The organism is Micromonospora coriariae, from assembly GCF_900091455.1.
GTDB lineage: Bacteria > Actinomycetota > Actinomycetes > Mycobacteriales > Micromonosporaceae > Micromonospora > Micromonospora coriariae.
This window is the reverse complement of record NZ_LT607412.1, coordinates 902,479-916,108: the sequence shown is the minus strand read 5'-3', so window position 1 is coordinate 916,108 and position 13,630 is coordinate 902,479. Positions and strand designations below refer to the sequence as shown.

Below are 13,630 nucleotides of genomic sequence, written 5' to 3'. Positions count from 1 at the left end.
GACCGGGATACCCCGATATCGCTGATGTCGAGTGGATCAACAACGGAAGGTGTGGGGTTTCAGGCTTCCCCGGGGAGACGTTGCTCGATGAGGACCTGGACGCCGTCGAGGATCCGTTGCAGGCCGAACTGGTACAGCCAGTCCCGGTCGGCCTCGGGGTCGTCGGTTGTGGCGAAGCCGCCGCCGCTGAACGCGGCCATCAGTGCGGGGAACCGGGCCGGATCGATGATCCGGGTGAAGAGCGTCTCGTAAGGGTCGGCATCGGCGATCGCGGTGGGCGCACCGGCCGCGTGGAACGTCAGGTCGGCGAAGCTGTGTGCCTGGATGAGCAGGATGGCCGACACCTTCTCGTTCTCGTCGAGCGGAGTCGGGCCCAGGGCGCGGAGGCCGTACTCGAACCAGCTGAGCTGGTGCGGGGTGGCGGGCGGGCCGAACATCGACAGCGTCTGCAGGATCCACGGGTGGCTGCGGAGCTTCCGGACCGCCGCCCAGGCCCAGCGGTCCAGGTCCGACCGCCAGCCCTGGCCCGTCAACAGGTCCGCCGGCGGGGGGCCGACGGCGGCGTCCTGCATGTGCAGGATCAGCTCTTCCTTGTTCGCGACGTGCCGGTAGAGCGACATCGTGGTGAACCCGAGGCTCTTGGCGACCCGGCTCATCGACACGGCGACGAGGCCGTCGGTGTCGGCTACCTCGATCGCGGCGCCGACGATGCGCGCCAGCGACAGCCCCTCCCGTGCCTCCGGGGCGGGCTTGGCCGTCCAGACCGCCTCGAGCGGTGACATCGCGCGTTCCATGAGGGGTTGATCCTATACCTGGTGTATGGCATACACTCGGTTTATGGCATACACAGTTGAACTTGAATCAGTCACGAAGCGGTTCGGCGGTATCGCCGTACTCGATGGGGTTGACCTGCGGGTCGACCGCGGCAGCGTCGCGGCGCTGCTGGGGCCGAACGGGGCCGGAAAGACGACGGCGGTGAAGGTGCTCTCCACGCTGCTGCGTCCAGACGGCGGCCGGGCGGTGGTGGCCGGGCACGACGTCGTGTCCGCGCCGGCGGCGGTGCGCCGCTCGATCAGCCTCACCGGCCAGTACGCGGCGGTCGACGAGATGCTGACCGGCCGCGAGAACCTGGTCCTCATGGGTCGGTTACGCCACTTGACCAGGGCTGCGGCGCGGGCCCGAGCCGACGAACTGCTCGACCGCTTCGAGCTGGCCGCGGCCGGCGGGCGGCGGGTGTCGACCTACTCCGGGGGCATGGCCCGCCGGCTGGACATCGCGCTGAGCCTCGTCGTCGAGCCTCGGGTCCTGTTCCTCGACGAGCCGACCACCGGGCTGGACCCGCGCAGCCGCCGCGACGTCTGGGGCTCGATCGGGGAGTTGGCCGCTGCCGGCGTCACCGTCCTGCTGACCACCCAGTACCTGGAGGAGGCGGACCGGCTGGCGGACCGGATCACCGTGCTGAACGGCGGCCGGGTCGTGGCCGAGGGAACCGCCGAGCAGCTCAAGGCCCGGATCGGCGGCGAGACGGCGCAGCTCTTCCTTCCCGACGCCGGTACGCTCGCCCGCGCCGTGCCGCTACTCGCCGCGACCGCGGTACCCATCCGGGAGGACGCGGAGACGCTGTCCGTGCACGTTCCCACCGACGGCAGCGCGGCGGCAGTGCGGGACCTGCTCGGCCTGCTCCACGCCCGGGGCGTCGAGGTGGAGCGGCTCGCGTTGCACCGGCCCACGCTCGATGAGGTGTTCCTCGCACTGACCGAGCAGCCGCTGACCGAGCAGCCGCTGACCGAGCAGCCGCAGGGCGGCCAGCCGCCGGCCGTGGCGGTGACCCGATGACCGCCCCCGAGCTGACCCGGATGCCCGGCGCGCTCGTGGACGTGGGCGCGCTGGTCGGTCGCGGTCTGCGACGATCGCTACGCAGCGTCGACGCGTTGATCACCGCGATCCTGCTGCCGGTGCTGATCCTGCTGGCGTTCGTCTACGTCTTCGGTGGCGCGATCGAGACGGGCACCCGGTACCTGACCTATGTCGTGCCGGGGATCGTGCTGATCTGCGCGGCCTTCGGCTCCGCCTCCACCGGCGTGGGGGTGAACCAGGACATGACCACCGGAATGGTCGCCCGCCTCCGTTCGCTGCCGGTCCTCGGCTCGGCGGTGCTGATCGGGCACATCGTGGCCAGCGTGGCGCGCAACCTGGTCTCGACGGCCATCGTGGTCGCGGTGTCTCTCCTTCTCGGCTTCCGGCCGACGGCCTCGGTGCTCGACTGGGTGGCCCTGCTCGGGCTGCTGGCTCTGTTCATGTGCGGGATATCAGCGCTGTCGGCCGCGTTCGGCCTGCTGGTGACGAACGCGGAGGCGGCCGGAGCGTTCTCCTTCGTGGTGCTGTTCCTGCCGTACGTGAGCAGCGCGTTCGTGCCACCGGAGACGATGCCGGACTTCCTCCAGGGGTTCGCCCGCAACCAGCCGATGACGCCGCTTGTCGAGACGGTTCGTGGGCTGCTGGTGGGCGGTCCGGCCGCCGAGTCGGCCCCGGCCGCGCTCGCCTGGGCCGTCGGGTTCCTGGTGGTGGGTGTGACCGCGTCCGGCGTGCTGTTCCGGCGACGTGCGAGCCGCTGACATGACCCCAGCGCGCCGACACGGCGACACAGGGTGCTCACCGCCAGTACTTCACAGCCATCTCACAGGGCCCCTGGATAGGGTGCCCACGAGTCAACGTCCGACTCCATGGTGGAGCGGTCGGCTGTCGCACAGGAGTTCCGATGGTCTTCAAGAAGATGTTGAGCGCGTTCGGTGTCGGCGGTCCCAGCGTGGACACCGTGCTGACCAACCCCAACACCCGGCCTGGCCTGACCCTCGACGGGCAGGTCAACCTCGTCGGCGGTGACAGCCCGGCGGCCATCGAGCAGGTGGTGATCGGCCTGGTCACCCGGGTCGAGGTCGAGGGACACGACACCGAGTACGCGGGCACCATGGAGTTTCACCGGATGGCCGTCAGCGGCCCGATCCAGCTCGCGCCGAAGCAGCAGCTCTCGCTGCCGTTCCAGCTGCCGGTGCCGTGGGAAACGCCGATCACCGACGTGTACGGCCAGCGCCTGCACGGCATGACGATGGGCCTGCGCACCGAGCTGGCGGTGGCCCGCGCCGTGGACAAGAGCGACCTGGACCAGGTGGCGGTGCATCCACTGCCGGTGCACGAGCGGATTCTGGAGGCGTTCCAGCGGCTCGGCTTCCGGTTCAAGCACGCCGATCTGGAGCGCGGCCACATCCGGGGGGTCCAGCAGACGCTGCCGTTCTACCAGGAGATCGAGTTCTTCGCCTCGCCGCAGTACGCCAGCACGATCCGGGAGGTCGAGCTGACCTTCGTGACCAACCAGCGCGGGGCGGACGTGATCCTGGAGTGCGACAAGCGCGGCGGCTTCCTCAGCGCCGGGCACGACGCGTTCGGCCGGTACCAGGTGTCGCACGCCGACGTCGACCGCGTCGACTGGGCGCAGGTGGTCGACGGCTGGCTGCGCGAGACCACCTCCCGCTACGGCAGCCTGCGCGCGCAGGGCTTCGGCCCGGGTCACGGGCACGGCCACGGCCGGGGACACGGGATGGGCGGCATGGTGGCCGGTGCGGCGCTCGGCGTGGCCGGCGGCATGATCGCCGGCGAGATGATCGAGGACGCCTTCGAGGGCGACTTTGGCGGCGACTTCGGTGGTGACTTCGGCGGCGAGTAGCCGTCCAGACGCGACAGTGGCCTCCGGGAGGAATCTCCCGGAGGCCACTGCGCGTTGTGCTACCGCCTACCCGGTCAGTGCCGGGCCTTGCGCTCTTCACCGCTGCGGTGGTTGCTGCCGGCCTTGGCCAGTCCGCGGCTACCGAGGTAACCCAGCGTCAGCAGGGTGATCAGGAACCAGGCGTTGTCGGCCCGGAAGATGTCCACTCCGGCGGAGTTCTTCCCGACAACCTGCGACGCGCCCAGTACGGCGGCCACCGCGATCAGATAGATCCAGAACTCGGTGGTCTTGAACGCCTGCTTGGTCTCCGTACCGGGTGCCTGCATGTCGTTGCGGCGCCCGTCCTGCATGACCGGCATCTGCCGAGTCTGCGTGTTCTGCATCGACGCCGGGTTCTGGACGTCCGACGTCGGCCGGTTCGTCGGCCGGGTGGAAGCAGCCTGCGTGCTCATCTGGTCCTCCTCAGGATGCGATGAGTCGTACCTGCATTCCCTCGCCCCGCTACCGCGTTTCGGCCACGGCACGGTTCGTGTTCACGGCGGGGACACCCCCCGACTACCCGAGCCCGCCGAGCAGGTAACACCCGACCGCCGGCAAAAAGATCCCGGTCGGCGGTCGGGTGCGCTCAGCGCAGGCCGTTGCGGACCGCGACGCTCACCAGCAGATCCGGGTCGTCGGTGATGAGGCCGTCGACGCCGAGGTCGATGACCCGCTGCATCACCCGGGCGTCGTCGACGGTGTACGGGATCACCTTCAGGTCGTACCGCGTCTGGAGGGTGCGGACGTCCGGTCCGTGGAAGTATGCCGGGTTCTCCCGCAGGTACCAGTCGGGCGAGGCGACGGTGCCCTGATGCGGGTCGTGCACCTGCCAGTTCGCCGACACCGTGCCGGCGCCCGCGGCGCGGGTCAGCCTGCCCAGGTCCTGGGACTTCCACCAGTCCAGCCCACCGGTCCACGGGCTCTTCACCGACGGGTCGCCGTACACCGCCTCGAGCGAGCACTCGTCGGCGAGCGTGGCGCACTCGGCCGGGCCGTACTGCCAGACCAGGCCGACGGTGCCGATCCGGCGGTCGAGCTGCCGGGCGTAGGTGATGGTGCGCCAGTCGAACGACTGGATGGTGGCCCGGTCGGTGAAGCCGGCCCGCTGGATCGCGCCGACCAGCTTGCGGGTGAAGCTGCGGTACGGCTCGGTGTCGTTCACCACCGGGCTGATCTTCGTCTCGATGTTCATCCCGATGTCGCTGCGGCCACTCGCCTTCACCAGGGCGAAGACCTCATCAAGCGTGGGAATCCGGGCACCCGGCGCGGGCACCTGCGCGGGCAGTTCGGGCAGCGTCTTCGTGCCGCAGTCCACGGTCTTGAGCTGCGCCAGGGTCAGCTCGTGCACCGGCTTGCCGACGTACGGGAACTGCCGGTCACCGGGGTGTGCCGGGGCGGTGTCGACGCAGTGTGAGCCGTTGACGGTCCGGTCGTGCAGCACCACGAGCTTGCCGTCGGCGGTCACCCCGGTGTCCAGCTCAAGGGTGGAGATGGCCCGGTTGGCCAGCGCGTCCGCGAATGCGGGCAGGGTGTTCTCCGGCCGGGTGGCCCGACCGCCGCGGTGCGCCTGGATGTCGAACGGCGCCGCGTACGCCTTCGGCAGCCGGTAGCCGCGCTGCGCCAGCAGGGCGCGCAGCCGGTCCGGGTAGTCGGTGATGATCCCGTCCACGCCGTCGTCGACGAGCTTGGCCATGGTCGGCAGGTCGTCGACCGTCCACGGGATCACCTTGATCCCGTAGCGGTGCGCCTGGGCGACCATCTCCTTCGTCACGTACGGCTTGTAGCCGGGGTCGGTAACCTGCCGTTCTGCGGGGAGCCGTGCACGGGGGAGAAGGCGCTGGCGCCGAAGCTGCGGATCGCCCGGATCGGGTCGCCGCCGAAGTCGTCGATGTCCAGCCCGCCGAGCCACGGCGAGGCACCCGGCTGGCCGGTCTGGAGGAAGTCGTAGTTCGTCAGCGCGACCAACGGGAGCTTCGGCTCGACCTGGCGCATGCGCATCAGAGCGCCCCAGTCGAAGCTCTGGATGGTTACCTGCCTGAGCAGCCCGGCAGCGCGGATCTCGGCCGCGGTGACCCGGACGAACTGTTCGCGGGGCGCGGTCTCGCTAAGCGCCCCGGCCTCCACCTTGGTCTCGACGTTGAGCTTCACGTCCTTCGCCTGGTAGCGGTTGACCAGCGCGAACACCTCACGAAGGAGCGGCATCCGGGCACCCGGCACGGCGAGCTGACCGGGCTTGTCCGCCAGCGTCTTCGAACCGCAGTCGAGGGTTCGCACCTGGGCCAGGGTGAGCGTGTTGATGTACTTCCCGACGTACGGGAACTCCGGGTCACCGGGCGACACCGGGGTGGTGTCGACGCACTTGGTGCCGGTGACCTTCCGGTCGTGGGTGACCACGGCCTGACCGTCCTCGGTGATCTGCACGTCCAGTTCGAGGGTGCTCACCCCGAGCTGGAGGGCGTTGCCGAAGGAGGCGAGGGTGTTCTCCACCCGCAGCCCGAGGCCCCCGCGGTGGGCCTGCACGTCGAATGTCCGGTCCGGTCGCGGCTTCGCCTGGGCGGGCATCGCGAGCCCGGTCGTCACCGTCGCGGCCACCAGGGCCGCGATGGCGGTACGGCGTACTCTGCGCACGCTGTCATCCCCTCCCGCCGGTGGGCGTCTCCCACCGGTCGCCGGACAGCATGGACATCGTGGACAGCCGGCAGGCGGCCGGCGGACGGCGCGGCGGTGAACCGGGGTGGACGACCTCCGGGCGTCGGCGGGTTTGGCCGGCCGGCCGTCGGGCACGCAGTCAGTTCCACAGCTTCTGCGAGGTGATGGACGTGCGTGAGGACGACATGCGGCAGGACGCCGCCCGCGAGGCCGAGGATCGGATCGCCGGTGGCGTGTACGGCAAGGGCGCCCTCGACGAGGTGACGGTGCCCCGCACCGATGTGGAGAGTCAGATCCAGCGCGATGACCCGTTCGATCCGGCGAAGGAACGGATCGACCCGCAGGTGCTGCGCGACGGTGGCCCCGTCGGCGGGCAGGGCGCGGTGACCACCACCGGTGGCACCGCCGGGCCGGCGAGCGTACGCCGGGTGGCCCGACAGCCGGAGCGGCACCGGGGCAAGGTGGCGCCGACCACCACGGGTGACGCCACCACCGGTGGCCTGAGCACCCCGATGGGCGGCAGCACCAGTGACCAGTCCACGTCCGCGACCGGGCCGTCCAAGACCATTCAGGACAGGTCGAGGGACTGACCGCCGCGGCGTGATCCCGCAGTCGCCCCCGCCGACCGATGCGTCGGCGGGGGCGATCCGGGTCAGCGGCTGGGACGAAGGATGCCGAGGCGTTGGGTGGCGCGGGTGAGAGCCACGTACAGGTCGCTGCGCCCGCGCGGGGACTCGGCGACCATCCGGTCCGGGTCGACCACCAGCACCGAGTCGAACTCCAGCCCCTTGGCCTGCGCGACGGTCAGCACCACCACGCGGCTCTCCAGCTCCGGATGCTCGCCCACGGCGGCCTCCGGCAGCGTCGCGGTCAACGTCGCGCCGAGCGCGTCCACCCGGCCGGCCGGCACGATCACGCCGAGCCGGCCCTCGGCCAGCCCGGCCGCCTCCCGGGTGGCCGCCCCCACCAGCTCCGCCGCCAACTGCTCGTCGGGCACCGTCCGGTCCCACGGCGGTACGCCGCTCTCCCGCACCGAGCGCGGCGGCCGCAGCGCCGGGTCGATCTCGGCCAGCACGTCGGCGGCGACCGCCATGATCTCGGCCGGGGTGCGGTAGCTGACCGTCAGCTCGGTCAACCGCCACCGCTGCGCCACGTACGGCGCGAGGGCGTCGGCCCAGGAGGGTGTGCCGGTGAGCGCGCCGGTCTGCGCCACGTCCCCGACGATCGTCATCGACCGGCTCGGGCAGCGGCGCATCAGCAGCCGCCAGGCCATCGGCGACAGCTCCTGCGCCTCGTCCACGATGACGTGACCGAACGCCCACTTCCGGTCGGCGGCGGCGCGCTGCGCGGTGGTCAGGCGGTCGGCCTCCTCCTGCCGTTCCAGCAGCCGGTCGGCGTCGATCAGGTCGGTCACGCCGAGGATCTCACCGCCTTCGGCCTCGTCCTCGACGTCGATCGAGCGGGAACCCCGGGCGATCTCCAGCACGCCCTCGGCGTACTCCCGTTCCATCCTGCGGATGCGATCGAGCCGGGCGGCGGCGGCCCGCTCGTCCTCGCCGAGCAGCTCGGCGGCCTCGTCCAGCAGCGGGACGTCCGCCGGCGTCCAGCCACCCGGCTCGCGGTGCAGCAGGGCCCGCTCCTCGTCGGTGAGCATCGGCGCGGCGGCGGCGATCCGGTCCGGGTCGGCGTACAGGTCGGCGAGCAGGCGCTGCGGGGTGAGCACCGGCCAGAGCCGGTCGAGGGTGGCCTGGATCTCCGGTTCGTCGCGCAACTCCCGGCGGATCTCGGCCCGGTCGGCCTCGTTTAGCAGGTTCTCCCCGCCCAGTGGGTCGGCGCCGATCCGCTCGGCCACCTGGTCGGCGAGCGCGTGCACGATCTCCACGTCGAAAAGCGCCCGGGCCAGGTTGTGCGGCCGGTCGGCGCGGCGCACCCGGTCCCGGGTGGTGCGCACGATCTCCGGGTCGAGGGTCAGCGACTCCCGCTCCACCTCGATCTCCAACGGCTCGTCGGGCACCCACTGCCGGTCCCGCACGGCCAACGCCAGCACTTCGGCGAGCACCGCCCGGCCCTTGAGTGCGGCGGTCTCGGCGGGCTCGTTCCGTTGCGCGCTCACCCCGGGGAAGAGGTCGCCCTGGGTACGCAGCAGCACGCCGGTCTCGGCCAGGGTGGGCAGCACCTGGGAGATGTAGCGCAGGAAGGTCGCGTTCGGGCCGACCAGCAGCACGCCCCGGCTGGACAGCTCCCGCCGGTGTGTGTAGAGCAGGTACGCCGCGCGGTGCAGCGCGACAGCGGTCTTGCCGGTGCCCGGCCCGCCCTGGACCACCATCACCCCGGGCAGGTCGGCGCGGATGATCCGGTCCTGTTCGGCCTGGATGGTTTCCACGATGTCGCGCATCCGGCCGGTCCGACCGGCGTTGAGCGCGGCGAGCAGCGACGCCTCGCCGGTCAGCTCCTCGTGCGCGCCCGGGGCGGCGGTGTCGATGTCGAGCACCTCGTCGTTGAGCCCGGTCACCTTGCGCTGGCGGGTACGCAGGTGCCGGCGGCGGCGGACGCCCTGCGGGTTGGCGGCGGTGGCGAGGTAGAACGGGCGGGCGGCGGGGGCCCGCCAGTCCATCAACAGCGGGTCGTAGTCGCCGGTGGTGTCGAAGATGCCGATCCGGCCGATGTAGCGGCGGGAGTCGTCGTCGCCGTCGAGACGCCCGAAACAGAGCCCGTCCTCCACGGCGGAGAACTGCTCGACCTGGTCGGCGTACATCGCTACCGAGCTGTCCCGCTGGGAGCGGTCCTGGCGGGTGCCCCCGGTGCTGCGCAGCTCGTCGGTGAGCCGGGAGGCGGCCTGCTCACGCAGCCCGTCCAGCCGGTCGTAGAGCATCGAGACGTACTCCTGCTCGTGACCGATCTCGTCGTCGAGCGGCAATTCGCCGGAACCGCCGGAGTGCCTTGACAAGCCGTCTCCCTAAAGATTAGAATCCTTTGCAGGAACGGCTTTCGAGCCGTTCTTTTTTGTGCCCTCGAACAGTTGAAGATAGCGCGTCCGGCCGGCCTCGACCACGGTGACCGGGTCGGCGCGCCCGGTGATCACGAGGTGGCGGCGGATGATCCTGCGAACCGGGCAACGGGTGGTCTTCATCGGCGACAGCATCACCGACTGCGGCCGGCGAGACACCGCGGCGCCCTACGGCGCCGGTTACGTCACCCTCGTCCGTGCCCTGGTCGGCGCCCGCCACCCCGAGCTGGACGTCGAGTGGATCAACCGGGGTGTGAGTGGGGACACCGTGCGGCACCTGGCGGCTCGCTGGGACGACGACGCCGTCGCCGAGCGCCCCGACTGGCTCTCGGTCATGATCGGCATCAACGACATCTGGCGGCGCTACGGCGACCGGCCGGACGAGGCCGTCCCCCTCGACGAGTACGAGCGCACCCTGCGCGACCTGCTCCGCCGTGCGGTGGATGCCACCGGCTGCCGGCTGATCCTCGCCGACCCGTTCCTGATCGAGTCGGACCGCAGCGACCCGCAGCGCGCCGACACCGACCGGTACTGCGCCGTGGTGGCCGCGCTGGCCGCCGAGTTCGACGCGGTGCACGTGCCGACCCAGGCGGCGTTCGACCGGGTGCTCGCGGTCAGCCCGGCGAAGCGCTGGGCCGACGACCGGGTGCATCCGCACCTGCCCGGCCACGCGGTGCTCGCCGACGCGTTCCTCAGCGCTCTCGGAGTGACCGCTCCCTGACACGACGACGCGCCGGGCCGACCGATGGTCGACCCGGCGCGACAACACCGCGAACTCAGCCGCGGGCGACCTGGTAGAGCCTCTCCGGGGTGACGGCGCCGGCGAGCACCCGGCCGTCGTCGGTGAGCAGCACGCTGAACAGCTTGCTGGTGAGCAGCCGACCGCTGCCCCAGTCACCACTGACCGCCGTCAGCCCGCCGAGCAGCTTCGACACGTCGACGTCGGGCGTACCGGCCGGCTTGTCGCGGGCTGGCTTGTCGCCGGCCGGCTTCGTACTGGCCGGCTTGCCGCCGATGGCCCCGTCGAGGCGGGCGACCAGCACTGTGGTCCAGCCGGTGCCCACTGCCCGTACCTGCGGATCACCCGTCGGCTTGGATTGGTCGGGCCGGCCCGCGGGCGGCCGCTCGACCGACTCCTCGGTGACTGTCACACCGGGCGGCGGGTTGAAGGTGAACTGGTCGGCGTCGGGGCGCTGGTAGTCGACCTGGGTGAAGGCCACCTCGAACGCCGGCTGGTCGCTGCCCGTGGCGAGCACCTCGAAGCGCAGCGGCACGTGCTGCTTGGCGTCGATGGCGATCCGCAGCTGGTGCACCAGCGAGTCCTTGTCGCGCGGCTGGAGCACCAGCTCGTACGCGTCCCGACCGGCGACGGTCGCCGACCGGCCGACGCTGACCTCGGTGCTCGGGTCGACCGCGCGCAACGCCAGGTCGGCTGCCTCCTGCGGGGTGGCCGGCAGGCTCGGCGCCGCCTCGGGCCCCGGCTTCCCGGCCATGGCGTCGCCCAGCGTGGCGTGGCGGGCGGTGTTGCTGCGGCTCTCCCAGCTCCACACGTCCCGGCCGTTGCGGATGATGTCCTGCTCGCCGAGGGTGTCCAGCAGCGCCACCCGCTGCCGCTCCGGACCGGAGTACCAGACCCGCAGGGTGTGTGTGCCGGTCAACAGGGTGGTCAGGTCGTTGCCGGGGACCAGACCGACCAGCGGCGGCAGGCCGAGGTCGGCGCGCTGCACGACGGTGCCGGACAGCCCCTCCAGCCGGGAGGTCTGCAGATCGACCAGGAGCTGGGCGGCGGTGCGCGGCGGCAGGCTCGGTTCGGCCTCGGCGGCGAACGTGCCGATCGCCGCGCCGCCACCGATGACGGCTACGGCGGCGGTCGCCGGGACCAGCCAGCGCAGGACGGGACGGCTTCTCAGAACGGACATGTGGCTACCTCCTGCCGACCATCCTGCCCGCTCGGCGCTGTGAACACGCTGAGGACGCCGATCCGCCGGGATTGACCCGGGTGGCACCCTTGAGCCGTGCGCTTGCTGGTGGTGGAGGACGAGGCCCGGTTGGCGGCCGCGCTGCAACGCGGCCTGCAGGCGGAGGGGTTCGCCGTGGACGTGGCGGCGACCGGCCCGGCCGGGTTGGACGCCGCCCGGCACGGCGGGTACGACGCGATGATCCTCGACGTGATGCTGCCCGGCCTCTCCGGGTACGAGCTGGTCCGGCGGTTGCGCGCGGAGGAGCACTGGCTGCCGGTGCTGATGCTCTCCGCGAAGGATGGCGAGTACGACCAGGCCGACGGACTGGACTGCGGCGCCGACGACTACCTCACCAAGCCCTTCTCGTACGTGGTGCTGCTGGCTCGCCTGCGGGCGCTGCTGCGCCGGGGAGCGCCGCAACGCCCGGCGGTGCTGACCGTCGGCGACCTGCGACTGGACCCGGCCCGGCGGCGGGTGACCCGGGCCGACGCCGAGGTGGCGCTGACCGCGCGGGAGTTCGCGTTGCTGGACTACCTGATGCGCCGCCCGGGCCAGGTGGTCTCCAAGATCGAGCTGCTGGACCACGTCTGGGACGCCAGCCTGGAGACCGCGCCGAACGCGGTCGAGGTGTATGTCGGTTACCTGCGTCGCAAGCTCGGCCGGGACCGGTTGGAGACCGTCCGGGGTGCCGGCTACCGGCTGGCGACGTGAGCACCGACGTGCCGGCCGACCTGACGGCCGGTGTGCCGCCCGCGCCCGAGGTCGCCGTGCCGACCGCCGACCGCCGGGGGACCTCCGCCGGTCCGGTGACCTCGGCCGGCCCGGGGCGCGTCGGCCGGACCTGGCGCAGCCGGTTGCCGGTGCTCGGGTTGCGCGGCCGGCTCATGGCGATCGGGGTGCTCGGCCTCACCGTGGGGCTGGCCCTCGGCGGGGTGGTGCTGCTCGGCGCGCTCGGCTTCGTGCTCCAGCGCACCGTGGACACCGAGGCGTTCCGGACCGCCGACGCCGTCGCCCTGCTCGCCGCCGAGGACGCGCTGCCCGACCCGCTGCCGGTGGCGGGCGGGCAGGTCCGCGTCCAGGTGATCGACACGCAGGGGCGGATCCGGGCCGCCTCGATCGACGCGGACCGGCTGGTCCCGATGGTCCGCCCGGAGCGGCTGACCGGTGACCGCCGGCAGCGGCTGGAGGTGCCGGCGGAGCGGGTCGGGCTCGCCGGCCCGGTCCGGGTGGTCGCCGTACCGGCCGGCACCGCGGCCGACCCGCTCACCGTGCTGGTCGCCCGCTCGATGGCCGATGTGCGGCACAGCACACATGTGGTCCGGACCATCCTGCTGGTGGCGTTCCCGCTGCTGGTGGCCGTGCTGGCCGCGGTGGCCTGGCGCGTGGTGGGCGCGACCCTGCGGCCGGTGGAGGCGCTGCGCCGGGGCGCCGAGGAGATCACCGGACGGGCCGGGACCGGGCGACTGCCGGTACCCGCCTCGGCCGACGAGATCCATCGGTTGGCGGTCACCCTCAACGGGATGCTGGGCCGGTTGGAGTCCGCCCGTGCGCGGCAGCGGGCGTTCGTCTCCGATGCGGCACACGAGTTGCGCAGTCCGTTGACCAACATCCGCACCGAGCTGGAGGTGGCCCAGCGCCTCGCCGGCCGGACGGACTGGACGGCGGTTACCGCCAACCTGCTCGCCGACACGGATCGGCTGAGCCGACTGGTCGACGACCTGCTGCTGCTGGCCCGCCTGGACGAGACGCCACCGGCGCGGGGGACCGGGCCGGTGGAGCTGGGATCCCTGCTGACCGAGGTCGCCGCCCGGTACCCGTCGCCGCCGGTGCGGGTGGTGCCGCCGCCGGGCCCGCTGTGGACGGTCGGGAACGCCGACGAGCTTCGCCGGGTGCTGGCCAACCTGGTCGACAACGCGGTCCGGCACGCGTACGGCGCTGTTCTGCTCGCCGTCGAGGCGACGCCGGCCAGGCACCCGGAGGCCGCGTACCACCTGGTGACGGTGACCGACGACGGCCCGGGGATTCCGGTGGCCGATCGGGAACGGGTCTTCGGCCGGTTCGCTCGTCTGGATGACGGGCGGGCCCGCGACGACGGTGGGGCCGGCCTCGGCCTGGCCATCGTGTGGGAGCTGGTCCGCCGGGCCGGCGGCAGCATCACCCTGACCGACGGCGAGGACCAGCGGGGGCTACGGGTGCGTCTGCTGCTGCCGGCGTTGCCAACCGACGAGGAGTCACCGACCGGCCGCTGACCGG

13 protein-coding genes are annotated in these 13,630 nt (G+C 72.1%); 7 read left to right on the top strand and 6 right to left on the bottom strand.

Features of this window, described 5'->3' with window-relative positions:
• Nucleotides 1-59: 59 nt before the first annotated feature.
• The gene (locus GA0070607_RS04230; RefSeq protein WP_172898977.1) at nt 60-782 is read right to left on the bottom strand and encodes a TetR/AcrR family transcriptional regulator; all 723 of its coding nucleotides are present in this window, start codon (nt 780-782) and stop codon (nt 60-62) included.
• Between the two features lie 55 nt (nt 783-837).
• Between GA0070607_RS04230 and GA0070607_RS04225 the strand changes: the two genes are divergently transcribed.
• The 3 genes from GA0070607_RS04225 (at nt 838) to GA0070607_RS04215 (ending at nt 3,721) form a co-directional block, all read left to right on the top strand.
• On the top strand, nt 838-1,836 hold the full coding sequence (locus GA0070607_RS04225; protein WP_089016985.1) for an ATP-binding cassette domain-containing protein: 999 nt from the start codon (nt 838-840) through the stop codon (nt 1,834-1,836).
• Nucleotides 1,833-2,615 (top strand): ABC transporter permease, encoded by a 783-nt coding sequence (locus GA0070607_RS04220; RefSeq protein ID WP_089016984.1) that lies wholly within the window; start codon nt 1,833-1,835, stop codon nt 2,613-2,615. The genes GA0070607_RS04225 and GA0070607_RS04220 overlap by 4 nt, the downstream gene beginning before the upstream one ends.
• 143 nt (nt 2,616-2,758) lie before the next feature.
• Nucleotides 2,759-3,721, top strand: coding sequence for a sporulation protein (locus GA0070607_RS04215; RefSeq protein WP_089016983.1), 963 nt, complete (start codon nt 2,759-2,761; stop codon nt 3,719-3,721).
• A 74-nt stretch (nt 3,722-3,795) separates the two neighbouring features.
• Here GA0070607_RS04215 and GA0070607_RS04210 read toward each other — a convergent pair whose 3' ends face one another.
• From GA0070607_RS04210 to GA0070607_RS04205, 3 genes are all read right to left on the bottom strand, one after another.
• Nucleotides 3,796-4,080: a hypothetical protein gene (locus GA0070607_RS04210; RefSeq protein WP_408630890.1), complete on the bottom strand. Its 285-nt coding sequence runs from the start codon at nt 4,078-4,080 to the stop codon at nt 3,796-3,798.
• A gap of 266 nt (nt 4,081-4,346) precedes the next feature.
• Nucleotides 4,347-5,531, bottom strand: a complete 1,185-nt coding sequence (locus GA0070607_RS32940) for a glycerophosphodiester phosphodiesterase family protein (protein ID WP_231930833.1) — start codon at nt 5,529-5,531, stop codon at nt 4,347-4,349.
• Entirely contained in the window at nt 5,528-6,388 is an 861-nt protein-coding gene (locus tag GA0070607_RS04205; protein ID WP_197701335.1) for a glycerophosphodiester phosphodiesterase family protein, read from the bottom strand. The genes GA0070607_RS32940 and GA0070607_RS04205 overlap by 4 nt, the downstream gene beginning before the upstream one ends.
• A gap of 191 nt (nt 6,389-6,579) precedes the next feature.
• On the opposite strand from GA0070607_RS04205, the gene GA0070607_RS04200 reads away from it, so the two are divergent.
• Nucleotides 6,580-6,999: a hypothetical protein gene (locus GA0070607_RS04200; RefSeq protein ID WP_089021649.1), complete on the top strand. Its 420-nt coding sequence runs from the start codon at nt 6,580-6,582 to the stop codon at nt 6,997-6,999.
• A gap of 62 nt (nt 7,000-7,061) precedes the next feature.
• On the opposite strand, the gene GA0070607_RS04195 is transcribed toward GA0070607_RS04200, so the two are convergent.
• On the bottom strand, nt 7,062-9,281 hold the full coding sequence (locus GA0070607_RS04195; RefSeq protein ID WP_172899156.1) for a HelD family protein: 2,220 nt from the start codon (nt 9,279-9,281) through the stop codon (nt 7,062-7,064).
• A 223-nt stretch (nt 9,282-9,504) separates the two neighbouring features.
• On the opposite strand from GA0070607_RS04195, the gene GA0070607_RS04190 reads away from it, so the two are divergent.
• The gene (locus tag GA0070607_RS04190) at nt 9,505-10,137 is read left to right on the top strand and encodes an SGNH/GDSL hydrolase family protein (protein ID WP_089016980.1); all 633 of its coding nucleotides are present in this window, start codon (nt 9,505-9,507) and stop codon (nt 10,135-10,137) included.
• A 55-nt stretch (nt 10,138-10,192) separates the two neighbouring features.
• Here GA0070607_RS04190 and GA0070607_RS04185 read toward each other — a convergent pair whose 3' ends face one another.
• Entirely contained in the window at nt 10,193-11,335 is a 1,143-nt protein-coding gene (locus tag GA0070607_RS04185; RefSeq protein WP_089016979.1) for a LolA family protein, read from the bottom strand.
• A 96-nt stretch (nt 11,336-11,431) separates the two neighbouring features.
• On the opposite strand from GA0070607_RS04185, the gene GA0070607_RS04180 reads away from it, so the two are divergent.
• Nucleotides 11,432-12,088, top strand: a complete 657-nt coding sequence (locus GA0070607_RS04180; protein WP_089016978.1) for a response regulator transcription factor — start codon at nt 11,432-11,434, stop codon at nt 12,086-12,088.
• Nucleotides 12,089-12,261: 173 nt separating this feature from the next.
• Complete coding sequence (locus GA0070607_RS04175; protein WP_089021648.1) at nt 12,262-13,626, top strand: sensor histidine kinase; 1,365 nt, start codon at nt 12,262-12,264, stop codon at nt 13,624-13,626.
• The last annotated feature ends 4 nt before the right edge of the window (nt 13,627-13,630 follow it).

Excerpts from the sequence above, each read along its gene's own strand:
- GA0070607_RS04210 (WP_408630890.1), bottom strand. The coding sequence starts at position 4,080 with ATGCCGGTCATGCAGGACGGGCGCCGCAACGACATGCAGGCACCCGGT.
- GA0070607_RS04185 (WP_089016979.1), bottom strand. The coding sequence starts at position 11,335 with ATGTCCGTTCTGAGAAGCCGTCCCGTCCTGCGCTGGCTGGTCCCGGCG.
- GA0070607_RS04230 (WP_172898977.1), bottom strand. The coding sequence starts at position 782 with ATGTCACCGCTCGAGGCGGTCTGGACGGCCAAGCCCGCCCCGGAGGCA.
- GA0070607_RS04225 (WP_089016985.1), top strand. The coding sequence starts at position 838 with ATGGCATACACAGTTGAACTTGAATCAGTCACGAAGCGGTTCGGCGGT.
- GA0070607_RS04195 (WP_172899156.1), bottom strand. The coding sequence starts at position 9,281 with ATGCTCTACGACCGGCTGGACGGGCTGCGTGAGCAGGCCGCCTCCCGG.
- GA0070607_RS04220 (WP_089016984.1), top strand. The coding sequence starts at position 1,833 with ATGACCGCCCCCGAGCTGACCCGGATGCCCGGCGCGCTCGTGGACGTG.
- GA0070607_RS04215 (WP_089016983.1), top strand. The coding sequence starts at position 2,759 with ATGGTCTTCAAGAAGATGTTGAGCGCGTTCGGTGTCGGCGGTCCCAGC.
- GA0070607_RS04175 (WP_089021648.1), top strand. The coding sequence starts at position 12,262 with ATGGCGATCGGGGTGCTCGGCCTCACCGTGGGGCTGGCCCTCGGCGGG.
- GA0070607_RS04190 (WP_089016980.1), top strand. The coding sequence starts at position 9,505 with ATGATCCTGCGAACCGGGCAACGGGTGGTCTTCATCGGCGACAGCATC.